This window comes from Cryobacterium lyxosi (assembly GCF_004403345.1).
Classification (GTDB): domain Bacteria; phylum Actinomycetota; class Actinomycetes; order Actinomycetales; family Microbacteriaceae; genus Cryobacterium; species Cryobacterium lyxosi.
Map to the genome: position 1 here is coordinate 63,133 of NZ_SOGT01000005.1, position 24,025 is coordinate 87,157.

Here is a 24,025-nt window from a genome sequence, read left to right on the forward strand (position 1 = left end):
TTTCACCGTCCCGTCGCGTTGCCTATCGTCCCGGCACGGAGGCAGGAGTTGTAGTTGGAGAAGAAACAGTGATCCCGCGAATGTCGCCGCTGATCCCTATTTCTCAGTTGCTCGTGCTGCTTGGCAGGTACGGCTCGAGCCATTTCAGGCTGCCGTTTCGTATCGGGATCTGCACTGATTCGGTGTCCGTTCCGACAGTGACGGTGACATCCGCTACCGCACCTGGTATCTCGTCAGCGGTCTCGAAGAGGGTCGGGTGTTCCTGGAAGGCATATTGCTCGCCCGGATCGAGGGTGACGGAGATCTCGTCGTCTTGGTCTGACAGCGTTACCTGGATTTCTTTCTCTGATCCATTCAGGAGGACCCCGATGAGGCGTGCGGGCTCGGCTTCGCCGTGTGCGACTAGAAGCAGGTTTCTGACTTCGATAGGACCCACCACCGCGTTCATGCCGAGGTTTTTCGATCCCAGCTCCGTAGGGGGTATGCGCGGAGCACCGACGCCGGAGCAGCCTGACAACCCCGCGACCACAAGCCCCAGTGCCGCAGCACTAACTCGATTACGCACGACACGCCGCCTGGACGTGGAAGAATCGTAGGTCTGGCTGGGGGAGCGCACGATGCTGCGGTCCGACAGCCGTGCGGAGATCAGTGCGAACATTCTGGACATTGTGGGTCCTCCTGCTTGATGTATTGCGGCTGCTTGTGGTCTTTCTGCTAAGGCCATTGCCCGGTGATTTTCAGTTCCAGCCATCAGCTTATGTGCCGCGCGCGGCTCAACCTCTGACCGATACCGATCGGTAATGGGTGTGTTTGGGGGAGATTGTGGGGCGCGTTTGCGTACGTGCGCAAGGAATTTCCCGGAAACCGCCGGGGCTGTCGTAAGCCGCGACCCAGGCTTCGTCGAGGTCGGGCGTGCGGACATAGAGGGCGCGGATGCGGTGCCCGCAGGTGCGTTTGGCGATCGCGCAGCCTAGATACGACTTCCCAGACCCGACGCGGACTTTCTCATTTAGATGCCCAGTCAGATGCCCTTGTTGGGGCTAGTTGGCATAGTAGGCAACTGACCGGCATCATCCGGAAGATGGGATTATCACCGACCGAAGCGGTCAAGATTCATGACCTTGTGCCACGCGGATGCGAAGTCGCGTATGAACTTCTTTTCAGCGTGCTGGCTCGCGTAGACCTCCGACAGCGCACGCAGCTCAGAGTTGGTCGAAAAAATGAGATCAGTGCGACTCGCGACCCACTTGAGCTCGTCGGTCTGCCGGTCGCGGCCTTCGTAGGTCGTCTCCGTCGTGGGGTCGCCTGGCTTCGGCGCCCACACGGTGTCCATGTCGAGCAGGTTGACGAAGAAGTCGTTGGTCAGCGAGCCCGGTGTCGAGGTCAGCACGCCCAGGGGGGATCGGCCGTGGTTTGCGCCGATCACGCGCAAGCCGCCGAGCAATACTGTCATCTCGAGGGCACTCAGGGTCAGTTGGCCCGCGCGCTCGATGAGCAGAACTTCCGATGGCAGCCGGTTGCCCTTGCCGAGGTAGCTGCGAAATGCATCAGCCGTCGGTTCGAGCGCGGCGAACCGTTCAGGGTCGGTCCACTCCTGCGTCGCATCCGTACGACCCGGCCGAAAAGGTATCTCGATGTCGTGACCGGCCCTGGCGGCAGCGTATTCGACCGCGGCGCACCCGCCAAGCACGATCAGGTCGGCAAGTGAGATCTTCTTGCCGCCACGCTGGGAATCGTTGAACTGCTTGCGGATCTGCTCGAGTGTGCCGAGCACCGTAGCCAGCACTTCAGGCTCGTTGACATCCCAGCGGCGCTGCGGTTCGAGACGGAGGCGGGCACCATTCGCACCACCGCGCTTGTCGCTGTTTCGGAACGTGGAAGCGGATGCCCACGCGGTGGAGACTAGCTGCCCCACCGCCAGGCCCGACTCGAGCAGCTGGCGCTTGAACGCAGTGATGTCATCGGCATCGACGAGTTCGTGGTCGACGTCGGGCAGTGGGTCCTGCCAGATCAGTCGTTCGGACGGGACGAGCGGCCCCAGGTAGCGTTGGGTTGGGCCCATGTCGATGTGTGTGAGTTTGAACCAGGCCCGTGCGAACGCATCCGCCATCTGGTCTGGATTCTCTAGGAATCGCCGCGCGATCGCCTCGTATTCTGCATCTTCCCGGAATGCGAGGTCCGTGGTGAGTACCGTCGGGACATGGGTCTTGGCCGGATCGTGGGCGTCCGGGACTGTGCCGGCACCGGCACCGTTGCTCGGGATCCATTGCCATAGTCCGGCAGGGCTGAGCGTCACCTCCCACTCGTAGGCGAACAGTGTCTCTAGGAAACTGTTGTCCCAGGCGGTCGGGGTGGGTGTCCAGATCCCTTCGAGCCCACTGCTGACTGTGTCGGCACCGTTGCCCGTTCCGAAGCGGCAGGCCCAGCCCAGGCCTTGTTGCTCGAGCGGTGCGGCTTCGGGTTCGGGCCCGAGGCAGGCGCCGGGGTCGGCCGCTCCGTGGGTCTTGCCGAACGTATGCCCTCCCGCAATCAGCGCGACGGTCTCCTGATCGTCTAAGCCCATGCGACGGAACGTCTGACGGATGTCGCGTGCGGCGGCTACCGGATTGGGCACCGTGTTTGGGCCCTGCGGATCGACGTAGATCAGTCCCATATCGCTGGCCGCCAGGGGCTGGTCGAGATCCCGGATCCCGCTGTGTCGCTCGTCGGCGAACCACTTGTCTTCTGGCCCCCAGTAGGTCTCGTCGGCCTCCCAGGCATCCTCCCGGCCACCGCCGAACCCGAACGTCGTGAAGCCCATCGATTCCAGCGCACGGTTACCCGCGAAGATCATCAGATCGGCCCAGGAGATTTTGCAGCCGTACTTCTGCTTCACCGGCCACAGGAGTCGGCGCGCCTTGTCCAGATTGCGGTTATCAGGCCAACCGTTCAACGGGGAGAAGCGTTGCATACCCGCGCCGGCACCTCCCCGACCATCACCGACGCGGTAGGTGCCAGCACTGTGCCACGCCATCCGCAGCACAAGCGGTCCGTAATGTCCGAAGTCGGCGGGCCACCAGCTTTGCGAAGTCGTGAGCACCTCGTCCACATCGCGTGCCAGATCCTCCAGATCGAGGGAGAGGAACTCTATGGCGTAATCAAAGTCTTCGCCCAGCGGATTGATGGTGCGGCTCGGTCGAGCTAGGCACCTTAGGTCGAGCCTCTGGGGCCACCAGTCATGTGGGTTCCTGTCTTCTGCGGGATGATTTCGCAGTTTGGATGACTGACGAGCGTTCACGGTCTGGTTATACGTACGATCGACGTAGGCGTCAGGGCTTCCAGACATGGCCACTCCTTCAGGCGAGCCTCTGTGCCCGTCAAGTTTTTGAGACAATCTGATGTGTTTTTCTTCTACGCCGCAGCCGATTGGCGGCGGTCGCGGTGGGTGGTCATCGCTCACCGCTATGGACGACTGGAAGCGGATCGGGACGATCTGGTCGAAGTTCTGGGGGTTTCTCGCCCCGGCCAGGCTCGGCTTGGACAGACGAGACAATTCATCCATGGGCCAAACGTTGACGATCCTCCTCGTCGTTGAGGCGACTGAGCGCGCTGACGGCACGAGACAGGCAGCGACGAGTGCCGTGAAGAAGATCGGCCCGTTCTTCAATAGTCGTCACTGGACATCACCTCCTCATTTCTTCATTGAAATCACATACGTGTTTATCGAGGCCCTTGCGCAACAGGCATGCATAGAGTCCGCTATCCAGTTGAGAATTAACCGTATGCCACTCAAATCTCGACGACCAGACACGACCGCAAGACTGCCGCACCATGCCGTTCACCCGCATCAACGTGCCGCTCGATACGAGCCGTCCCCCGTTATCCTGTCTCCGTCGGGCTGCGCTGTTCATCATCAAGGATGCGGTCGCCGTGCCGGTTTTGATGGATGTGATGCGTCGGAGGGTTTCAGCGTCGATGACCTCGCGATTGACCACCACGTAGCGGTGTCCCTGTCTTGGCCTGCTTCGGGTGCTTCAAATAACGGAATGAGCGGGTTTTTCTACGCTGCCGATGTTGGCTGTTAACAACCGTGGTGGACGTCATTAGGCCGGCGATAACCGAGTTCGGAATGCCTGCGTCGACTGTTGTATATCCTTCGATATGCCGGATGGCGTAGCGCCGAGCTTGTGATTTCGTGGCGTAGGCAGTGCGATAAACACGTTCGTTGTTGACCGTCGATTAAAAAACTTTCCACCATCTATCGGGTTTACAAGGGCAGAAATCGAGGCAGCCGCTACCGTGAGAAAAAAAATATGAAAAATGTTCGCGGGTTCTGCAGCTCACCCTGCAAATCAACTATCATCCTAGGAAGTGCCGCCCGGATAGGGGAATGAATTCATCTCAGCGGGCTGGTATTCACCACGAAACGCGAACGTCTGTACTGTCGAAAGCCGCAAGCTCGCAGGAGCCCGTCTGCTCTACCGTCCAACCACCGGCCGTGGACGAAATCCGCGGCCCCACCCGATCGAGGAGAACCAGCATGACACTGACCCTTGCGGACGCCCGCATCATCATCAGCGCAGCCGAGGCCAAGGTCTCGGAGGTCGGACAGCCTATGAACATCGCCGTCGTTGACGCCGGCGGCAATCTCATCTCTCACGTACGGATGGACGGCGCCTGGCTTGGCGGAATCGACATCTCCATCAACAAAGCCTTCACTGCCCGGGCCTTCAATATCCAAACCAAGGACCTGGGGGATAACTCCCAGCCCAACCAGCAGTATTACGGTATTCAAGCCAGCAACAACGGCCGGATCGTGATCTTTGCCGGCGGAATCCCACTCACCCGCAACGGCGAAGTGATCGGCGCCATCGGCGTTAGCGGTGGCTCAGGCGAACAGGACCAGGCCGTCGCTCAAGCAGGCGCCAAGGCCTCTCTGACGTAGCCTGCCCTTTGTGCCCCGCGCACACCGCCGGGATGGGGCAGTACGGTCGATACCCCGATCTGGACCGGTGGAAGCTGGCGTGTGGCGTGTGGCGCTCTCCTCCTTTTGTGATCGCTCGCTGCAGCGCCTGCTGAGCGCTTTCGTCGACCCCGAGCGAGTCTCCGATTCTTTTCTCCCAGAAATTCTCGTGTATTTGGATCTCGCGACGCTGAGCGGACGATGCTTGGAAGGATCGCCTTTCGCTGTCCAATATGTTCGCGCATTGGAGCGGCGAGTAGGAGGTACTCGACTGCCTGATTAAGAATCCGCAAAAGCTCAAGATAGTCTCGTGGCGGCGCGCTCATTTGAAACGACGTGTGGTGTGCCTCCCGGGACGTTCCCTCATTCCAATGCGTCGATCCGGTACGCGTCGATCCGGTACGCGTCGATCCGGTACACCGCAACGGTGGCCCTGGAAAGACTCGTGGCCTTGATCGGGGGCATCAGTGAGGCTTATGACAATGCCGGCGTGGAGACCGTGATGGGCACCTACACAGACGAGTCGATCGCGAAGAACTCATCCTGCGCGACGGCCCGCTGAGGACCCTGGCTGACGTCGATGCTCTCGCCTTGGACGGAGCCGAATGGCGCCACAAGGCGCATCACGGCGCCTTCGGGCACGTCCCGCCCGAGAGATATGAGATCGAACTACCCGCTTAGAGACGAAGCCGTTGACAAAATGGCGGCATGCAAACTGGGACGGTTTTTGACGAGCGGCACGTTGAGGCGGCTGAGCGGCATGGTGTGTCGGTCCGGCGGTTGTCTCTGGTAGACGCGGTTCGGGTGGGCATACCGTTACCTGTCAACTGGCTCGGATGAGCGAGCGGACTCTGTAACAGCCTGCTGGGCAAGGAGTCCGGTAAACGCGAATGTGATTTCAATGAAGAGGTGATGTCCCGTGACGATTGTTGAAGAACCCGTAACTGAAGAACGCTCTGCTCTACTGGCCAGGCTTGGTCTGGACGGTCAGAATAAGGCGTCCATGGGCCGAGTGTTGGCGACCGGCTCCATCGCTGAGGCGACCGAGCGTGCTGACGGCACAATGGAAGCTACTATCCGCATTTTAGAGGACGAGATTTGTTGGGAACCAGCCATCCTGGTTCTGCCTCACGGTGGTGTTCTTGAATTGACCGTCATCAACGACGACAAGAACACACACGCCTGCCTCCTGCCGAGCAATGGCGACCAGAAATTTCTCTGGTTGGTCAATCACTCGAGAGGACGGGCGACGATCAATTTGGATGGCCCGGGTTACTACTGGTACAGCTCGCCCGGAGGGAATGACGAGGGCCGCGGTTTGACCGCCGCAATCGTTGTCCAGGGTGAAGTGCCCCCAGAAGCCCGACTTGATCGACCCGAACAACCCCGACCATAGATAAGGGATTGAACTGATGACAATAGAATATGTGGACGCTGGCGAGGCCATCAACCACTCTGCGCTGAGCGCCATGCCGGGAATCGCCCCTGCGGTGACCGACAACATCGATTATGAGCGGCTCTTGAAAGCGCGTTCGGAATCGCAGAACTGGCTCACCTACTACGGTGCCTATGACGGACAGCGGTACAGCCTGCTGGACCAGATCAACTCCGAGAACGTGAGCAAGATCGCTCCCGCCTGGATCTTCCAGGCAGGCCAAGCCGGTCAGATCGCGGGTGCGTCGACCTACGCATTCGAGACCTGCCCCTTGATCGTGGACGGCGTCATGTTCGTGACTGGCTGGGACGGCTGGTTCTGGGCCCTCGACGCGGCGTCGGGCCGGGAACTCTGGCGCTACAAGCATGCCGTGCCCTTCGATGTTTCGCTCTGTTGCGGCAACGTCAACCGGGGTTGCGCGGTGGCCAACGGCAAGGTCTACTTCGTGACTCCTAACGCCCAGCTGGTTGCACTGAATGCAACCAACGGTGACGTGGTGTGGCAGAAGACCATCGGCGACGTGCGCGCTGGTGAGAGCGCCTCGATCGCTCCGACGGTCATCAAGGACCTGCTCATCACGGGCAGTGCTGGCGGCGAGTTCGGGGTACGTGGTCACATCGACGCCTGGGACCTGGAGACCGGCGAGCAGCGCTGGCGCACGTACACCGTGCCGAAGCCGGGCGAACCGGGCTCCGAGACCTGGCCCGCTGACGGTGAGGCTTGGCAGCGCGGTGGCGGAAACCACTGGGTCACTGGTTCGTATGACCCGGAGACAAACCTGTACTACGCGGGCACCGGTAACCCGGCACCCGACTTCGACGGCGAGGTTCGCGAGGGTGACAATCTCTACACCGACAGCCTTGTCGCGCTGGACGTCGACACAGGTGAGATCAAGTGGCACTACCAGTTCACTCCGCACGACCTGTGGGACTACGACTCCACTATGGAAATGACGCTATTCGAGCGGGACGGCAAGAAGTTGCTGGGCCACTTTGACAAGAACGGCTATTTCTTCGTGCTGGACCGCACCAACGGTGAGTTGCAACACGTGACTCCCTTCGTGGACCGGATCGACTGGGGCGTCATCACCAGAGACGGTAAAGTCACTCCCCGGAAGTACCCGGAGAAAGAGGGCGAACCGGTGCACTTCTACCCCGGCCCGGCTGGTGCGAAAGAGTGGACGCACGCGGCGTACAGTCCGAAGACTGAGATGTTCTACGTGCCTGTGGCCGACGTTGGTGCGACCGCCACCCGCCGGCGGCGCGAGTTCAAGGAGAGCATGCCCTACTGGGGCGCTGGTGTCGCGGTGGACATCGACGACATGGCCGGGTCGGTCAGTGCGTTCGACACTCATGGTGAAGAGAAGTGGCGCTGGCGTATCGATTACCCCATGGCCGCATCCGTGCTTGCCACGGCTGGCGATCTGGTGTTCGCTGGCACCCCGACCGGTGAGTTCGTCGCATTGGACGCCCGAACCGGTGAGAAGTTGTGGGAGTTCCAGTGTGGCAGCGGCCATCACGGCAGCTCCTCGACCTACAGCGTCGACGGCAAGCAGTACGTCGTCGTTCCAGTGGGATGGGGTGGATGGCTCGAAGGCATCATCCCCGGAATGCTCGGCGCGGGCCACGGCAGCGCGCTGATCGCTTTCGCCCTGCCCGGGTGATCGCTGTCCCAATACCCATCCGGAGACTGAGAGGAGAAAACGAACATGATCGTAGACAACAATCTGCCGAAGTGGGAATCGCCCACGCTCGCAGAAATCCGCGTGTCAGCTGAGGTAACCGCTTACGCGGGCACCCTGGATATGTAAGCGATCCGGTGTGGTGCCGGGCCGAGTTGGCCCGGCACCCCACCGGATTCACAACGAAAGGATGCGGCGGGGATGTGGGCACGCGTACTGGGATCGGCAGCCGGGGGAGGGTTCCCGCAGTGGAACTGTGCATGCCCTCAGTGCCGCGCGGTACGAAGCGGCTCGCGACCCTGCGTTCCACGCTCCCAGTCGTCCATTGCGGTCAGCGCTGACCGGCAGCAATGGTTTCTGTTCAACGCCTCACCGGACATCCAGTCACACATAGAATCCTTTCCCGCCCTGCACACCGACGACGGTAGAGTGACGCGGCTACAGGCTGTTCTGCTCACCGACGCTGAACTCGACCACACGCTCGGCCTGCTCCTGATACGGGAGGGTCGCGGACTCGAGGTGCACGCAACAGAGTCGGTGTACGAGACCCTCACCACCGGAACCGGGATACTGCGAACGCTCAAAGAGTATTGTCCGGTGACGTGGCGACCGGTGGTCCCCGGCACCGAGGTGCTACTGGGCGGGGGGCTGGCGTACCGTGCTTTCGACGTCCCCACCACGAAGCGGATGCGCTTCGCCGGCGCCGCGGAGAAAGGCAGGGTCGTGGGTTACCGCGTCACGGACACCACCAGCCGTCAGAGTTTGGTCTACCTCCCGTGCGTGCAGCAGCTCACGCCCGACATTCTGGAGGAGTTGACGGACTGCTCCACCTTGCTGATCGATGGCACCTGCTGGAGTGATGACGAGATGCCCAGCCTCGGCCTGGCTAGCAAGACCTCGCGTGACATGGGACATGTTCCAATCGACGGGCCGAGCGGCAGCCTTGAGCTGCTGTCACCGCTGCTCATCGATCGCAAGATCTACATCCATATCAACAATACCAATCCGATATTGCTCGACGATTCGCCAGAACGGCTGCTTCTTGCCCGGCATGGCATGGAAGTCGCCGTGGACGGGCTTGAACTTGAGATCTAAGGAGCAACGATGACGCTACTACTCACATCCGAAGAGACGGTACTACTCACACCCGACGAACTAGAAGCGACGCTCCGCGCGCACGCGAAGCAATACCACAGCGAGCATCCGTTCCATCGCCGTATGAACGAGGGACAGTCCAGCCCCGAGGAAATCCGCGGGTGGGTGGCCAATCGCTTCTACTACCAGTTGAACATTCCCCGGAAGGATGGGGCGATCCTCAGCAACTGCCCAGACCGTGAGGTACGACGCCGCTGGGTCCATCGGATCACTGACCACGACGGCACCACGGAGGGAACCGGCGGAATCGAGTCGTGGCTGCGTCTTAGCGAGGCCGTTGGCCTGACTCGTGAAGAGGTAGAAAACTCACAGCACCTGCTACCCAGTGTGCGATTCGCCGTCGACGCCTATGTCACCTTCACACGCACCCGGCCATGGGTGGAGGCAGTGGCATCGTCGCTCACCGAGCTGTTCGCACCCGACCTGATGGCAAAGCGGCTCGCGGCATTCGAACGCCACTACACCTGGATCGACCCAGAGGGTCTCGCCTACTTCAGGACTCGGATCACCCAAGCGCCCCTCGACTCAGAGCACGGTCTCGCGATCGTGAGGGAGCACTGCGTCACTCCAGAGACGCAGGCAGCCGCCGTGGCGGCGCTGTCCTTCAAGTGCGATGTGCTGTGGAGCATGCTCGATGCGATTGACCAAGGCTATGGAACTCACTGACGAGGACGCCCGGCCGCGGTTGGCGCCGCACGTGCGGCTGACCTACAGTGCCGCGCGCAAGGAATATGCGCTGCTCTCACCGGAGACGATTTGGGTCATCAACGCCACCGGAGCCGCGATCGTGGAGCTGTGCGACGCCCAGCGAACTATCGCGGAGATCAGTGCCGAACTGCGCGACCGATACGACCAGGTCGCTGAAAGCGACGTCCGAAGCTTCGTGGCGAATCTCGTCACCAAGCATGGCATGGAGGTAAATCATGGAAAAGCCCTACGGACTGCTCGCTGAGCTCACATACGCCTGTCCGCTGCAATGCGCCTACTGCTCTAATCCGCTCGAGCTCGACGCCTATCGCGATGAGCTGAGCACCGAGGACTGGCAACGAGTATTTGCCGAAGCGGCGGAACTGGGTGTACTTCAGTTGCACCTCTCGGGCGGCGAGCCGTTGCAGCGCCACGACATCGTCGAATTGGTGCAGTGCGCTACCGACCTGGGCTTGTACACCAACCTGATCACCAGTGGGCTCGGTCTGTCCACTCGTCGTGCCGAGCAACTCCTCGCCGCAGGCCTCGACCACATACAGCTCAGTATCCAGGCCGATGAAGCGGCCCTGAACGACCAGATCGCGGGGACTACTTCGTTCGAGCGTAAGCAGGTGGCCGCGCGGCTCGTCAAGCAGCTGGGCTGGCCACTCACCCTCAACGTTGTGCTGCACCGGCAGAACATCGACCGGATCGGCGGCATTCTCGATATGGCGGTAGCGATGGACGCGGACCGTGTAGAGCTGGCAAACACGCAGTATGCCGGCTGGGCAGGGCATAACCGCGATGAGTTGCTGCCGACCCGGGACCAGCTGGAGCGCGCTGAGGCGGTGGTGCGGGCGGCACGAGAACGCCTCGGCGACACAATGGAGATCATCTACGTCATCCCGGACTACTACAGTAAGTATCCCAAGCCCTGCATGGACGGTTGGGCCAGTCGCCAGTTCACGGTCGTACCCAACGGCGAGGCGCTGCCGTGTCCGGCGGCCCACGAGTTGGGCCGCGCCCTTGACCTGCCCCCGGCCAACGTGCGCGAGCATTCCCTGGAGTGGATCTGGGAGTCGGCGCCACTGTTCCAGCAGTATCGCGGCGACGCGTGGATGCCAGACCCCTGCCGCAGCTGTGACCGCAAGGAAATAGACTTCGGCGGCTGTCGTTGTCAGGCCTTCGCACTCACCGGCGACGCTGCCCGGACTGACCCGGTCTGTCATCTCTCGCCCGACCACGGGATCGTTGAGGATGCGGTGGCGGCAGCTAACGACCCGCTGCGTCCGCAGGAGAGCTCGCTGACTCCCCGCTCGAAACTGATCCGCACCAAGAAACGGACGACCGTTAGTACGCGGGGGATGTCCGCGACAACGCTCGTTCAGTTCTCCGAAACCATATTGAAAGGCAGGCAATGATAGGCGTAATAGCGCTCGGATTCGTCCTCGGTATGGACAACTTTCGCACATCGATCGTGCTCGGACTACTCAAACCAACCTGGCGCGAGTCACTGAAAACGTCCTTGTACTTCGGCGTCTGGGATGGTGTGGCACCGCTCGTCGGGATGCTTGTCGGCGTGTTCATGAGCACCAAGATCTCTGACACGGCCGAGATGATCGGTGCGGCCGTCCTGGCCGGATACGGCCTCTATCTCGTGATCAAATCGATCCGGTCACCCAAGCGTGTGGACCCGGACATGAAAGTCGCTCGACGCTGGCTGCCCGTGCCGTTGAGCCTCGACAATGTGGCCGGGGGCGCGGCCCTCGGCCTCGTAGGCGGAACGGTATGGATCGCGCCTTTGCTGTTCGGAGTCACCACCGCGATCCTGTCGTTCGCCGGACACGCGATCGGTAAAACGGCCGTCAACCTGGTCCCCTTCAGCGTCCGTCCAGACCTGCTGACCGGAATCGGCGTTCTGCTGATGTCGGGCCTGATGTTCACGGGCGTAGGCGACTTCTGATGTCGAACATCGACGTACGTAACAGGGGGGACGCCAGTGCGCGGCCGCTGTGCTATCACTGCCTGGAGTCCTATGCGTCGGCGGATGCTGACCGGCACACGGTGCCAGTCAGCTGCGAGGCCGTCTGTCCGCGCTGCAAGATGATGCCCGCGTGCTATACGTGTCGAAACATGTATTGCGCCTGCGAAGTGCACCAACACTGAGGGGCTCGGCGTGACGATTGAGGTGGCGTGCGTCCCTAGATGTTCAGCGCACGACGTACCGCGCTCACGTTTCGCCGGGACACCGGCACCCTGGTGTTCTCGCGATTGTCCATGACCAGGACCAGTTCGCCCTTGTCTCGGCGTTCCACCTCCCGAATTCGGCTGAGATTGACAAGGTACTGACGGTGCACTCGCAAGAAAACGCCAGTATCGGCCAGCTCGTTGTCGAGTTTGTCCAAGCCGGACAGAGCAGCGCGCAGCCTGCCTTCATTCGTGAGAAGCCACACGTCGCTGCCATCTGATTCGGCCACGGCGACCTCTGACGTCCCGAGCAGCACCATGCGATTCTCCTCGCGAAGGGCCACTATTCGACGGGACTGTCCCAGCAAGACCCCGCCTGTTTGTGCCTGTCGGAACTGCTCGCCAGCGAAGCCACCGAACGAGATCAGGTGTCCGATCACAGTACGGTGCAGAAAGACGGGGCGAATTCCGATCGATAACAATTCGTCTGCCCGAGTGGTGAGGATCTGCGTCGAGCCGGTCCATCCCGGGTCTGCGCTCGCCCGCTTAGTGGCGTAGCGGGCAGCGTGGATGAATGACGGGAGCTGCGGAGTCCAGCGCACGGCGGGGTTGACCGCGGGGGTGTTGCCGGGCACGCCGAGAATGATGCTCGCCGCATCGTCGGCGATCACCACCCCACCTGCCGTGTCGACGGCGACGAGTGACTCGTTCGGCCGTCCCCCGGCGTGGGAGAAAGCGGCGAGCATCTCACTGCCGCTGTCGTGGGCGCGCTTGCGCAAACTGTTCTGGGCATGGGTGGCAGCGGTCTCCAGCCATCTGCGCGAGGATGGTGGCAGTTCAGTGCGCCAACACGAGATGTTCAGGACGGCGAGTGGCTCCCCGCCCACCACGTCCCGCACCGCGATACCTCCGCAGGACCATTCGTGGAAGGCCTGGGCCCAATGCTCCGATTGCCTGATCAGAACTGCGTGCTTGGTTTCGAGTGCGGTGCCCATGCTGTTCGTGCCCACCGCGCCCTCTGACCAGCAAAACCATGGCGCGAGGCCGCCCTCAGTGGCGATTGAGCGGGTGTTCTTGTCGCCCCAGGCGGCCAGAATTCTGCCGCTGGCGTCGGCAACGGTGATAACGCCTCCGGTGTCGGCTAGCTCGTTTGCAATGGCAGCGGCGCGAAAACCTAGCTCTGCGAAGACGACATCTTGATCGAGGGAGTGCGTGACCTGTGAGACCGCGCTTGGGGCCTCGGACAGAAACGGGTCGATGTGGTACTGATCCCTGGATCGCTGCCACGAGATCGCCACTTCTGGCCTCACGCCGTAGACATCGTCCTCTCCCTGAACAAATCGTTGCCACGCGCCATGGATGTCGGTCGCGGTCGAGTTGCGGGATGTCGGCTGGGGTCGCTGGTCATTTGAAATAGTGCACTGCCTTAGGGCTACTCATCAAATTGCACGGTCTACCACGAGATCCAAAATGCCAACCTCGGACGGGCATCGCTGGTACGGACTGCTCCTGGCCCGATGTATGAGCCGGCCGGTGCAGTGAGTGCTCCCGCGGTGCATCCACCGAACGCGATTCGCTCCACTATTACATTCGCTGGTGTAATAGGAAACCATATGGCGCGGCAGCCCTATTCGCAAATCCCAGATTTACCTACCTAAACAGGTGGTTCGAACCGTCTGAATTAGCGTTTCCCCTACCCGCAATTGATAAGAGGATGGGGTTATCGTTTTTTTCTGGAAAGGCAGTCCGATGCGACAAACCTCTGCTTCTTGTCTCGATGCATGGATGGGCCGGGAGGCCTTCGCCGAGGCCATGATTCCGGTGATAGGCCGCCTGTACCGCGAAAATAACGTGCTGCTCAATATTCATGGCCGGAGTTTGATCAACAACTCCACAATGGACATCCTCAAGGCGCACCGCTTCGCGCGCCGGATCGGCAAAGACGAATTGCTCCCGGAGGAGACTTTTCCGTTACTCAACACTTTGGCGAAATTGCAGCTCGGTTCGGCCACGATCGACATTGCCAGCCTGAACCAGAAGTTCACAGAAGATGGCAACGGTGCCACCTTGGAGGAGTTCCTTCGTGCCGAGCTCGCCGGGATCGTGGGCAAGCACGGTTACGAGGACGGTACCAGCACCGACGTCGTGCTCTACGGCTTCGGCCGGATCGGCCGACTCTTGGCCCGCTTGTTGATTGAAAAGGTCGGTGGCGGTCACGGCCTTCGCCTGCGTGCCATTGTGGTGCGCCGTGGGTCTGACAACGACCTTTCCAAGCGTGCCAGCCTGCTGCGCCGTGACTCGGTTCACGGTCCCTTTGACGGCACCATTCGAATCGACGAGGATGCCAACACCATCACGGCCAATGGGGTGCAGGTGCAGGTCATCTACTCGGACAACCCTGCCACCGTTGACTACGCAGCCTACGGCATCACGAACGCCTTGGTGGTGGACAACACCGGCTGTTGGCGTGACGCCACGGGGCTGTCCCAACACCTGCAGAGCACGGGTGTTGCACGGGTACTGCTGACCTCTCCCGGGGATGGTTCGCTGAAGGACATCGTCCACGGCATCAACCACGACACCATCACTGATGCTGACCGGATCGTGTCGGCGGCGTCCTGCACCACGAACGCCATCACGCCGGTGCTCAAGGCCATAAATGACAGGTTCGGGGTAATCCACGGCCACGTCGAAACCGTCCACTCGTTTACCAATGACCAGAACTTGGTCGACAACTTTCACGAAGGTGCCCGGCGCGGCCGTTCCGCCGCACTGAACATGGTGATCACCGAGACCGGTGCCGCGAAGGCAGTGGCCAAGGCTCTGCCCGAACTGCTGGGCAAGCTCACGGGCAGCGCCATCCGTGTCCCCACGCCGAACGTCTCCCTAGCCATCTTGAACCTCAGCCTCGAGATCACAACGACCAGGGACGAGGTGAATGACTACCTTCGTGAGATGTCGCTGCATTCTGACCTGCGCGAGCAGATCGACTATATTGACTCACCCGAGGTAGTCTCCACCGACTTCGTCGGTTCCCGTCGTACCGGCATTGTGGACGGAGTCGCCACCGTTTCAACAGACAAGACCCTAATTCTCTATGTCTGGTACGACAACGAGTTCGGTTACAGCTGCCAGGTGATCCGCGTCATGGACGAGATGGCTGGTGTGCACCGCCCGTTCTTCCCCGCGACTGATGTCGTTCGGGAGGCCTTGTCCGTGCTTGCCGCCGTGTGAGCCGTGACACGAAAATTAAAATTCTCACCAGCGGTGACGATCGCCTATCAGGGTGGCAGCACGCTAGGCACATCGCGCACCAATGTTTGAAAACGGCGGCGGCCCCGGTGTCATCCGCGGCCACACGCGCCGACTGAAACATTGACGCCATCATTGCGATTGGCGGGGAGGGTCCCGTGCTGCGGCCGAGCGGCTCACGGACGCAGGACTAAAAAACGTGGATGTTCCCCAGGCTGTGGACAACGACCTTGATACGACCGAATACAGCTTCGGTTTCGATACCGCCGTGCACATCGCGACGCAAGCCTTCGACAGGCGGGGGCCTACCGCAGAATCCCATCACCGATGCATGAGTGCAGGTCGTTCCGCAGGAGCGCTACGACGAGGCCGCGGTCTTGTTTGGCTGAGCCTCGTACGCGGTGATCTGGCCGATGCGTCGCACGTGGCGCTCGGCATTGCGGAAGGGCTCGGCCAGGAATGCCTCGATCAGTTCGGTAGCCTCCTCAACGGTGTGCTGGCGACCCCCTAGGGCCACCACGTTCGCATCGTTGTGTTCGCGAGCCAATTTTGCCGTCTCGAGGTTCCAGGCCAGGGCCGCGCGCACGCCTATGACCTTGTTCGCAGAGATCTGCTCACCGTTGCCCGATCCGCCCAACACTATCCCGAGGGCGTCCACGCCCGCGGCTTGGTCGGCCACGACGGCGGACGCGGCAGTGATGCAGAATGCCGGATAGTCGTCTTCGGCGTCATAAGCCGTGGGGCCGTGGTCCACCATCTCGTAGCCTTTGGCTGCCAGTGCCGTAATTAGGTGGGAACTGAGCTCCATGCCGGCATGGTCGGTTGCGATGTGAACGCGCATGAGTGGTCCTTCAGACTTGTCGGGGTTACGTGTGGCTGGAGTGGAGTGCTGCTGTGAAGGCACGCTGGCCTGCGTCGCGCAGTGACGCAATGGCATCCGCAGGCGAGGACTTGCCGTAGACGGCCGATCCGGCGACGAAGACGTTGGCTCCCGCTTCCGCGGCCCGCGTGATGGTTTCTTCGGTGATGCCGCCGTCGACCTGAATGGCCACGTCAACCCCTGAACCCTCGATAGCTTCCCGGGCACGGCGGATCTTGGGTAGCACAACATCCAGGAACGACTGCCCGCCAAAACCGGGCTCCACCGTCATGATCAGCAACATGTCCAGCTCCGAGAGCATGTGCAGATACGGTTCAACGCTCGTAGCCGGGCGAAGCGCCATGCCTGCCTTGGCTCCTCTGGCCCGCAGCTCGCGGGCCAGTTTGATGGGTGCGTCCGACGCCTCCACATGGAAGGTCACCGAGGCCACTCCGGCATCGGCGTAGGACGGCGCCCAGCGGTCGACATCGGAAATCATCAGGTGCACGTCCAACGGCACTGGGCTGACCTTCTGCAGCCGTTCCACCACCGGCAATCCAATGGTGAGGTTCGGCACGAAGTGGTTATCCATGACGTCGACGTGAACGGCGTCGGCGTTGCCGATGCGGGCCAATTCGGCTTCGAGATTGACGAAGTCGGCCGAAAGGATGCTGGGGTTGATGCAGCACTGCAAGGGTGAAATGGACATGGTGTCTGCCTTTCGGTAGCGGTTTAGAGCGTGCGGATCAGGCCCGGATTAGGCCGGCAGCGTCGTAGCTGAGAGATCAGCGGATGGGGGCGCGTTCCCGGGCCGTGACGAGGGCGCCCTCCACGTCGGCCAGAAGTTCCTTCCAACTGGCTACGAACTTGTCCAGTCCTTCGGATTCCAGGAGAGCGACGACCTCGGTGTACGAGATGCCGAGGCCTTCGAGGGCCGTGAGCACGCCGGCTGCTTCCTCGTAGGTGCCGGTGATGGTGTCACCGGTGACGACCCCGTGATCGAAGGTCGCGTCGAGTGTCTTTTCCGGCATGGTGTTCACGACGCCGGCAGCAGCCAGGCCGGTGACATATAGCGTGTCGGGGTAGGCGGGGTCTTTGACGCCGGTGGAGGCCCACAGGGGACGCTGAGGCAGTGCGCCGGTTTCGGCCAAGACTGCCCATCGCTTAGTGGAGAACAGCTCTTCGTAGACTTGATAGGCAAGACGGGCATTGGCCACACCTGCCTTGCCCTTGAGTGCCTTGGCCGCGTCGGTGCTGATGGCATCGAGGCGCTTGTCAATCTCGGTGTCCACTCGAGAGACGAAGAACGATGCCACCGAGTGGATCTTGGAGAGGTCATGGCCGTTTTCCATGGCCAGTTTCAGACCGGACTGGAAGGCCTCGATAACTGCGCGGTAGCGCTCCAGCGAGAAGATCAGAGTGACGTTGACGCTGATGCCTTCGGCCAGGGTCGCCGTGATGGCCGGAAGGCCTTCGAGTGTTGCCGGAATCTTGATGAGGACGTTGTCCTTGCCGACTTTTTTGTAGAGCTGCTTGGCCTCGGCGATCGTCCCGTCGGTATCCCAGGCGAGGCGGGGATCGACCTCGATCGAGACACGGCCGTCGACGCCCTTGGTAGCGGCGGCAACCGGGGCGAAGAGATCGCACGCGTCGGCGACGTCGGTGGTGGTGATCTCGAAGATCGTCTCATCGAGGCTGCTGCCCCTGGCCGCAAGTTCGGCGATCTTGGCGTCATAGTCCGTGCCGGACGTTATCGCGGCCTGGAAAATGGACGGGTTGGTGGTGACGCCCACAACGTTTTTTTCGTCAATGAGTTTCTGCAGGCTACCGCTGGAGAGCCGTTCGCGGGAGAGATCGTCCAACCAGATGGACACGCCGGCATCGGAAAGCTGCGCGGTGGGAGTTGACTGTGTCATGACTTGAGCTTCTTTCTTCGAAAACAGTGGTTAGTTGCGTGCCGCGGCGCGGGAGGCTTTGGCGGCGGCGACGACTGCCGGCACCGTGATGCCGAACTCCTGGAATAGGCGTTGGTAGTCGGCCGAGGCACCGAAGTGCTCAAGGCTGACGGAACGGCCGGCGTCGCCGACGAATTCCTTCCAGCCCAAAGCAAGACCCGCCTCAACGGAGACGCGGGCCGTGACGGCGGCTGGCAGGACGGACTCGCGGTAGGCGGCGTCCTGTTTGTTGAACCACTCGACGCACGGCATGGAGACCACGCGGGCGGCGATGCCCTCGGTGGCCAGTGCTTCGCGAGCTTCAACGGCGAGTTGGACCTCCGAACCGGTCGCGATCAAGATGACCTGAGCGGTGGTGACGGAGCCGACAGCGACGGCTTCAGCCAGCACGTACCCGCCCCTGGCCACTCCGTCGGCTGAGCCGAATTCAGTGGAGGTGGCCACGCCCGTGCCCCGGGCGTAGGTGGGAATGTTCTGACGGGTGAGCACAATACCGGCAGGGTTCTCCGTGGTTTCCAGGATCTTCTTCCAGGACGCGGAAACCTCGTTCGCATCGCCGGGGCGAACCACGTCCAGTCCCGGGATGGCGCGCAGGGTAGCGAGCTGCTCTACCGGCTGGTGGGTGGGGCCGTCCTCGCCGAGGCCGATCGAGTCGTGCGACCACACGTATATAGACGGGACCCCCATCAACGCGCTCAGGCGTATGGCAGGGCGCTGGTAGTCGCTGAAAATCAAGAAGGTACCCGAGAAGGCCCGCGTGGGACCGCCCAGGTGAATGCCGTTGACGATGGAGGCAGCTGCGTGTTCGCGAATCCCATAGTGCAGTACCCGGCCGTAGGGGTTGCCGGACCACGTGTCGGTCTGCTTGGATGCCGGCACGAACGACCCATATCCCTCGATGGTCGTGTTGTTGGAGCCGGCAAGGTCGCAAGAGCCGCCCCAGAGTTCGGGAAGCACGTCGCCGATGCTGTTGAGGACCTTACCGGACGCTGCGCGGGTGGAGATGTCCTTGCCGGGTTCAAAGGTAGGAAGGTTGGCTTCCCAGCCGGCCGGAAGTTCTTTCTTTTCGATGCGCTCGAGCAGGGCAGCGTTTTTCGGGTTGGCGGACTTCCAGGCGTTGAAATCGGTGGTCCATTTGGCATGGGCTTCCGCTCCGCGGTCCATGACTTTGCGGGTGTGGGCCAGGATTGCCGGGTCGACGTCGAAGTTTTTGTCCACGTCGAATCCGAGCTCAGCCTTCAACGCTGCCACTTCGGCGGCCCCCAGAGCGGATCCGTGGATGGCACCCGTGTTCTGCTTCTTGGGCGAGGGGTAGCCGATGATAGTGCGCAGGGAGATGATAGACGGCTTGGAGGTCTCGGCCTTCGCAGCCAGCAAGGCTGAGTACAGGCCTTCTACGTCTTCAACGTACTCGCCCGTCTCGGTCCAGTCCACGCGCTGGGTGTGCCAGCCATAGGACTCGTAGCGTTTGAGAACGTCTTCACTGAAGGCGATGTCGGTGTCGTCCTCGATGGAGATATGGTTCTCGTCATAGACAACCACGAGGTTGCCCAGTTCCTGGTGCCCGGCCAGGGAGGACGCCTCGCCCGTGACGCCTTCCTGCATGTCGCCGTCGGAAGCAATAACCCAGATGGTGTGGTCGAACGGGCTGGTGCCGGGAGCAGCGTCGGGATCCATGAGCCCGCGCATCCGGCGCTGCGAGTAGGCGAAACCCACTGACGAGGCCAGGCCCTGGCCGAGTGGACCGGTGGTGATTTCCACACCCTTGGTGTGCTTGTATTCCGGGTGTCCGGGCGTCAGTGAGCCCCAGGTGCGCAAGGCTTCCAGGTCGTCGAGCTCCAGCCCGCAGCCCGACAGGAACAACTGGATGTACAGGGTCAGTGAGCTATGCCCGGGGGACAGGATGAAACGGTCGCGACCTATCCAGTCGAGGTCCTTCGGATCGTGTCGCATCAGCTTCTGGAAAAGAAGGTAGGCGGCCGGGGCAAGGCTCATGGCGGTGCCAGGGTGGCCGTTGCCGACCTTCTCAACGGCGTCCGCGGCCAAAACCCGGATTGTGTCCACGGCGCGCCGGTCCTCGGACGTCCAGGACAGTATCTCTGAATCTGTTGTGCTGGAATAGGTAGCTCTCGGATTCACGATTAATCCCCTTTGATTCGATCATCGGCCTGTAGCGGTCGAACGGATGCTTCTGCTTGATATCTACCATCTCTAAACAAACGCGTAGGAGTAATACTGTTTTCTGACGGTTCTAACTACACTTTGGGATAGGTTAAGAGTCTTTTCAACCCGGTAGTGTATGCACATGAACGCCTCCGCCGATCAGCGCCGCAAGGTAGTCCCCGTGCCTCTTTCGGAACTGCCGTGGCCACTTTTGCACGCTGTGGCGGAACTGGCCGACGCGCCCTTGACCCAGATAGCAAAAGGGCTGCGTGACGCCATACTTCCCTACCTGGGAAGCAGTGCGCTGATCATTTTCACCGAAGACTGCACCGGACGGCCGCAGAAGAAGGTGGGCGATGAAGACATCATCTCAAAGGTCTCTATCGTCGAACTTGGCGCGCTTCGCGCTGCCCTTCCCGATGAGGCTCCCTGGTTCGGAGAAGTTGAGCTCGCCGGGCGACACCGCCCCGTACTCGCCCTGAAACACGCCTCCAGCAATGCGCTCCTCGTCCTGACGGACCCTCAGCCGAACGATCCGCAGCATGCCGACGAGGTCGATTTGCTGATGTATCTGTGGCGCATTGCTGCCCGGCGGATTCGTGAGAAAGTGGCCGATGCGCCGCCGTCGTACCTGCTGGAATCCCGGGCGGCCTCGGCTGAACGTATTCGCGTGACGGCGGAACTCACGGATCTGCACTCCACAACCCTGGAGATCCTCCTGGCAGCGCTGCGCTCGGACGATACGTCAGCGCACTCGGCCGTCATTGACCTTACCGCCAAAGCTCTGGTGGAGCTCCGCACCCTCAGCGACCGCACGAATGACCTGGTCAAAGAACCCGTCGCCACAGCCTTCGAGCGCCTTCGGCAGGACCTTCGACCGCTCACACGCTTCGGCGGCCTTGAGGTCGAGTTCATCGAGCCACCGCTCAATGGAAGAGACTTGCCCGGTGAAGTTGCGCACGCGGCGCGGGCCATCGTTCGTGGACTCCTTCTGGTCATGATGGAACAACCCGACGTCAGCAGGGTCCGAACGCAGTGGGACTGCGATGGGGTGAACTTGCTCATCAACGTAAGAGACAACGGCCGCGGTACGCTCGCCGCGGATGCGCCAAGCATCCTTCGCCTGAACCGGCGGGTGCAGGCACTCAACGGAAACCTGCAGATCGACGTCATGCCGGGCTGGGGTGCAGACATCTTCGTGACGCTCCCTCTGGACCCCCCCGCCCGCCTGGCCAGGGATATCACTGCCTGGAACCTTGCGCCCCGAGAGCTTGAAGTTCTCCAGCACCTCGTTGCCGGAGAACGCAACCGCACCATCGCTTCGACATTGGCCATCAGTGAAAACACAGTTAAATTCCATGTAAGAAACCTGTTCAGGAAGCTCGACGTCGCCTCCCGCACCGAAGCCATCGCCCTGGCGCACAGCACCGGACTCCGCTGAGGATGCACGGCAGCCCACCGAAATTAGGAGAGTGTCTGCTCCCAAGTCTCCCCAAAAGGAACCGTGTCGCTGAGTTCTAGAGTGTAACGGCCTGCATTGTGGCGGGTCACCAAAATACCGGCGCACCGTTGGGCCATTGCTGCCTGCCGAAGCCCGGCCTCTGCGTCGTTGAGAATTTCGTGAAGTCGACCAGGCTCGGTGATGAGGACTTCCAAACGCTCGATGGCGTGGCTGCGCATAACAGGAGCTTCTTTCCGGGGAATCCATCTGGGATGGCCTGTGGCGCCAGAGGTGAAGAATCCCGGAATGCGGGCCAGGAAATACTGGTACCGCACCCCGGGGGTGGCGTCCCGCAGCTGTGTGAGACGCCCCATTAATGGACGGGCTAGCGGATGGCGTCGCGAAGATTCTTCGCTGCCAGGGCGGGGTCGGCTGCGCCGTAGATGGCACCACCGGCGACGGCGACATCGGCGCCGGCGCGCTGGACCGCCTCGATCGTGGAGAGGTTCACACCGCCCGCCACGGAGAACGGGACGCGGGCTTCTTCTCCGGAGCGGAGCAGCCCGGTCAGGTCGTAACCGGGTTTGGCCTGCTCGTCCAGGCCTGCGTGCATTTCGACGAACTTCGCACCCAGCGCGCGGACTTCCCTGGCGCGGGTGACCTTGTCTGCCACGCCGATGAGGTCGACGACGATGCCCTTGTTGTGGGCCTTGGCTGCCTTGACGGCGCCGGCAATGGTCGAGTCGTCGGCGGCTCCGAGGATGGTGACCAAGTCAGCGCCGGCCTTGAAGGCGATATCGGCCTCAAGTTCTCCGGCGTCCATGGTCTTCATGTCAGCGAAGACGATCTTGTCCGGGTGCGCCGCCTTGACGGCAGTAACAGCGGAGAGACCAGCGGCCTTGATCAGGGGGGTACCCAGCTCAATGATATCGACGTATTCGGCGACCTTGCCGGCGAGTTCGAGGGCATCTTCGACCGTGAGGAGGTCCATAGCTACTTGGAGTTTCATGATGTTGCTTCTTTCTGTAGGGGAACACGGTGAATGTGGAAAGTGGAGGCCTCGGTTATTTGAGGTTGGCGTGCCTGAGCCAGAGTTGTTCGGTCGGTTCATCGGTGCTGTGGACGGTCAGGCTCAGGTGCATCAGCCTCATGGCGGCCATTCGCAAGACAAGGCCGCTCCGCCCCGCTCCGGCGACGAACACCCGGCCTGTCTGGCCAAGGTGGGCCGTCAGGGTGGCGACCTCCTGTTCGTCAATTTTGGCCGTAGTGTCCGCGATCTCGTCCCTGACGAGGGACAGATTACGAGCAATGTCAACTGCGGTACTGTGCACGGTACGAATCGCAGGTGCTGTCGGATTCACGATTTGTACCCCTTCGATTCAGTCATCGGGTTCTAGTGGACGAACGGATGCTTTCCGCTTGATGATCATCCTCGCGAAGCAAACGAGCAGGGGTAATACTGTTTTCTGACGGTTCTCACTACCCTTTCGGATAGGGTGCCCGTTCTCCTCGGTGGACTGTCCGGATGAAGGCAGCTTCGGATTGTGGCGAGGCGTGTGAAACCGGCCCAATCGGGTTGAGGATTCTGCGCCCAGCAGCTAGCCGTCGGTTTTCGAGATCGCGGGGTGCTCGCAGCGCGACGTCGTTCGGGCGCGGCAGGAAGTCCAGCATCGGGGTCTCACCTCGGCGGTCGCGGTCAGCCACTCCGAGTTGGCGGAGTGGTTCCCTGACGAGCGTCGGAGTAGTTCGTGTCGAACCATTCGAGGAAGTTGATCACGCTCCCACCCGTATCATCCGGCAGATGGGATCATGACCGACCGAAGCGGTCAAGATTCATGACCGTGTGCCACGCGGATGCGAAGTCGCTTATGAACTTCTTTATAGCGTGCTGGCTCGCATAGACCTCCGACAGCGCACGCAGCTCGGAGTTGGCCGAAAATATCAGGTCAGTGCGACGAGCTCAAGAGGGTGTTCGCCTCGATGTCGGCCCACCAACACCAGATCGGCGTCGTCGAGGAAACACGCGGTCCAGGTCTGCCTGCGTCAACGCCACCGCGTACCGGCCAAAGGTCGCGACCTCGTCATCTGTCAGAAACTCCACCGACATTGGAACAGCCAATGGCGGTAGATGGACTCAACCCATCCGCTTAACGCCACTGACCGTTCCGTTGTTGCTCACGCCACGAAACCGGATCAGAAATCAAACCAGCGTGATCATCATCTGCAGTCCCGAAGCCCGGAGGCCCTCACCTTTCACGAGCCCGAACT

Annotated in this window: 23 protein-coding genes and 3 pseudogenes; 14 read left to right on the forward strand and 12 right to left on the reverse strand. The window is 61.4% G+C overall.

All coding sequences use genetic code 11. From position 1 onward, the window contains the following. Positions 1–103: 103 nt before the first annotated feature. From E3T27_RS04230 to katG, 3 genes and pseudogenes are all read right to left on the reverse strand, one after another. Positions 104–667: a hypothetical protein gene (locus E3T27_RS04230; RefSeq protein WP_134571685.1), complete on the reverse strand. Its 564-nt coding sequence runs from the start codon at positions 665–667 to the stop codon at positions 104–106. 196 nt (positions 668–863) lie between these two features. Next, positions 864–992, reverse strand: a pseudogene (locus E3T27_RS17435) (ATP-binding protein); the annotation flags it as partial. A gap of 98 nt (positions 993–1,090) precedes the next feature. Continuing rightward, positions 1,091–3,325, reverse strand: a complete 2,235-nt coding sequence (katG, locus tag E3T27_RS04235; RefSeq protein WP_134571686.1) for a catalase/peroxidase HPI — start codon at positions 3,323–3,325, stop codon at positions 1,091–1,093. 118 nt (positions 3,326–3,443) lie between these two features. Between katG and E3T27_RS04240 the strand changes: the two genes are divergently transcribed. Continuing rightward, on the forward strand, positions 3,444–4,064 hold the full coding sequence (locus tag E3T27_RS04240; protein WP_134571687.1) for a hypothetical protein: 621 nt from the start codon (positions 3,444–3,446) through the stop codon (positions 4,062–4,064). Here the strand turns inward: E3T27_RS04240 and E3T27_RS16890 are convergent. Then, positions 4,061–4,218 (reverse strand): annotated as a pseudogene (locus tag E3T27_RS16890) (IS3-like element ISAar4 family transposase); the annotation flags it as partial. The gene E3T27_RS04240 and the pseudogene E3T27_RS16890 overlap by 4 nt on opposite strands. A 301-nt stretch (positions 4,219–4,519) precedes the next feature. Here E3T27_RS16890 and E3T27_RS04245 point away from each other — a divergent pair. The 10 genes from E3T27_RS04245 (at position 4,520) to E3T27_RS04285 (ending at position 11,863) form a co-directional block, all read left to right on the forward strand. Beyond that, complete coding sequence (locus E3T27_RS04245; RefSeq protein ID WP_104196090.1) at positions 4,520–4,924, forward strand: GlcG/HbpS family heme-binding protein; 405 nt, start codon at positions 4,520–4,522, stop codon at positions 4,922–4,924. Between the two features lie 445 nt (positions 4,925–5,369). Then, positions 5,370–5,504, forward strand: a complete 135-nt coding sequence (locus tag E3T27_RS17150) for a hypothetical protein (RefSeq protein WP_255408721.1) — start codon at positions 5,370–5,372, stop codon at positions 5,502–5,504. 357 nt (positions 5,505–5,861) lie between these two features. Beyond that, positions 5,862–6,338, forward strand: coding sequence for an MSMEG_3727 family PQQ-associated protein (locus E3T27_RS04250; RefSeq protein ID WP_104196088.1), 477 nt, complete (start codon positions 5,862–5,864; stop codon positions 6,336–6,338). 16 nt (positions 6,339–6,354) lie between these two features. After that, positions 6,355–8,040: a PQQ-dependent dehydrogenase, methanol/ethanol family gene (locus E3T27_RS04255; RefSeq protein WP_134571688.1), complete on the forward strand. Its 1,686-nt coding sequence runs from the start codon at positions 6,355–6,357 to the stop codon at positions 8,038–8,040. Between the two features lie 45 nt (positions 8,041–8,085). Further along, on the forward strand, positions 8,086–8,187 hold the full coding sequence (pqqA, locus tag E3T27_RS17285; protein WP_104134078.1) for a pyrroloquinoline quinone precursor peptide PqqA: 102 nt from the start codon (positions 8,086–8,088) through the stop codon (positions 8,185–8,187). Positions 8,188–8,259: 72 nt separating this feature from the next. Next, a complete protein-coding gene (gene pqqB, locus E3T27_RS04265) occupies positions 8,260–9,153 on the forward strand; it encodes a pyrroloquinoline quinone biosynthesis protein PqqB (protein WP_134571689.1) in 894 nt (297 codons plus the stop codon). 9 nt (positions 9,154–9,162) lie between these two features. Further along, on the forward strand, positions 9,163–9,879 hold the full coding sequence (pqqC, locus tag E3T27_RS04270) for a pyrroloquinoline-quinone synthase PqqC (protein WP_104196085.1): 717 nt from the start codon (positions 9,163–9,165) through the stop codon (positions 9,877–9,879). Then, the gene (gene pqqD / locus E3T27_RS04275) at positions 9,866–10,165 is read left to right on the forward strand and encodes a pyrroloquinoline quinone biosynthesis peptide chaperone PqqD (protein ID WP_104196084.1); all 300 of its coding nucleotides are present in this window, start codon (positions 9,866–9,868) and stop codon (positions 10,163–10,165) included. Before pqqC ends, pqqD begins: the two co-directional genes overlap by 14 nt. Continuing rightward, positions 10,137–11,321: a pyrroloquinoline quinone biosynthesis protein PqqE gene (gene pqqE / locus E3T27_RS04280; protein ID WP_134571690.1), complete on the forward strand. Its 1,185-nt coding sequence runs from the start codon at positions 10,137–10,139 to the stop codon at positions 11,319–11,321. Before pqqD ends, pqqE begins: the two co-directional genes overlap by 29 nt. Then, entirely contained in the window at positions 11,318–11,863 is a 546-nt protein-coding gene (locus E3T27_RS04285) for a manganese efflux pump MntP (RefSeq protein WP_134571691.1), read from the forward strand. Before pqqE ends, E3T27_RS04285 begins: the two co-directional genes overlap by 4 nt. A gap of 238 nt (positions 11,864–12,101) precedes the next feature. Here E3T27_RS04285 and E3T27_RS04295 read toward each other — a convergent pair whose 3' ends face one another. Continuing rightward, positions 12,102–13,385: a DNA-binding protein gene (locus E3T27_RS04295; protein WP_198416477.1), complete on the reverse strand. Its 1,284-nt coding sequence runs from the start codon at positions 13,383–13,385 to the stop codon at positions 12,102–12,104. 451 nt (positions 13,386–13,836) lie between these two features. Here E3T27_RS04295 and E3T27_RS04300 point away from each other — a divergent pair, with 451 nt between their 5' ends. Together E3T27_RS04300 and E3T27_RS17440 are read left to right on the forward strand one after the other, a co-directional pair. After that, entirely contained in the window at positions 13,837–15,321 is a 1,485-nt protein-coding gene (locus tag E3T27_RS04300) for a glyceraldehyde-3-phosphate dehydrogenase (protein WP_134571693.1), read from the forward strand. Between the two features lie 39 nt (positions 15,322–15,360). After that, a pseudogene (locus E3T27_RS17440) lies at positions 15,361–15,772 on the forward strand (6-phosphofructokinase); the annotation flags it as partial. Here E3T27_RS17440 and E3T27_RS04310 read toward each other — a convergent pair. The 4 genes from E3T27_RS04310 to tkt form a co-directional block, all read right to left on the reverse strand. Continuing rightward, positions 15,698–16,180, reverse strand: coding sequence for a ribose-5-phosphate isomerase (locus tag E3T27_RS04310; protein WP_134547417.1), 483 nt, complete (start codon positions 16,178–16,180; stop codon positions 15,698–15,700). The pseudogene E3T27_RS17440 and the gene E3T27_RS04310 overlap by 75 nt on opposite strands. A gap of 25 nt (positions 16,181–16,205) precedes the next feature. Continuing rightward, positions 16,206–16,907, reverse strand: a complete 702-nt coding sequence (gene rpe, locus E3T27_RS04315) for a ribulose-phosphate 3-epimerase (RefSeq protein WP_104196077.1) — start codon at positions 16,905–16,907, stop codon at positions 16,206–16,208. 76 nt (positions 16,908–16,983) lie between these two features. Next, positions 16,984–18,114: a transaldolase gene (gene tal, locus E3T27_RS04320; RefSeq protein ID WP_134571694.1), complete on the reverse strand. Its 1,131-nt coding sequence runs from the start codon at positions 18,112–18,114 to the stop codon at positions 16,984–16,986. A gap of 30 nt (positions 18,115–18,144) precedes the next feature. Further along, on the reverse strand, positions 18,145–20,292 hold the full coding sequence (gene tkt, locus E3T27_RS04325) for a transketolase (protein WP_174722179.1): 2,148 nt from the start codon (positions 20,290–20,292) through the stop codon (positions 18,145–18,147). 166 nt (positions 20,293–20,458) lie between these two features. On the opposite strand from tkt, the gene E3T27_RS04330 reads away from it, so the two are divergent. Then, positions 20,459–21,757: a helix-turn-helix transcriptional regulator gene (locus tag E3T27_RS04330; RefSeq protein ID WP_134571695.1), complete on the forward strand. Its 1,299-nt coding sequence runs from the start codon at positions 20,459–20,461 to the stop codon at positions 21,755–21,757. A 23-nt stretch (positions 21,758–21,780) separates the two neighbouring features. Here E3T27_RS04330 and E3T27_RS04335 read toward each other — a convergent pair whose 3' ends face one another. From E3T27_RS04335 to E3T27_RS04345, 3 genes are all read right to left on the reverse strand, one after another. Beyond that, positions 21,781–21,996 carry a hypothetical protein gene (locus tag E3T27_RS04335; protein ID WP_104196141.1) on the reverse strand — a complete coding sequence of 72 codons (216 nt, stop codon included), beginning with the start codon at positions 21,994–21,996 and terminating at the stop codon, positions 21,781–21,783. A 146-nt stretch (positions 21,997–22,142) separates the two neighbouring features. Further along, on the reverse strand, positions 22,143–22,766 hold the full coding sequence (hxlA, locus tag E3T27_RS04340; RefSeq protein WP_104196074.1) for a 3-hexulose-6-phosphate synthase: 624 nt from the start codon (positions 22,764–22,766) through the stop codon (positions 22,143–22,145). 55 nt (positions 22,767–22,821) lie between these two features. Beyond that, positions 22,822–23,118: a phosphoheptose isomerase family protein gene (locus E3T27_RS04345; protein WP_277612387.1), complete on the reverse strand. Its 297-nt coding sequence runs from the start codon at positions 23,116–23,118 to the stop codon at positions 22,822–22,824. Positions 23,119–24,025 lie beyond the last annotated feature (907 nt).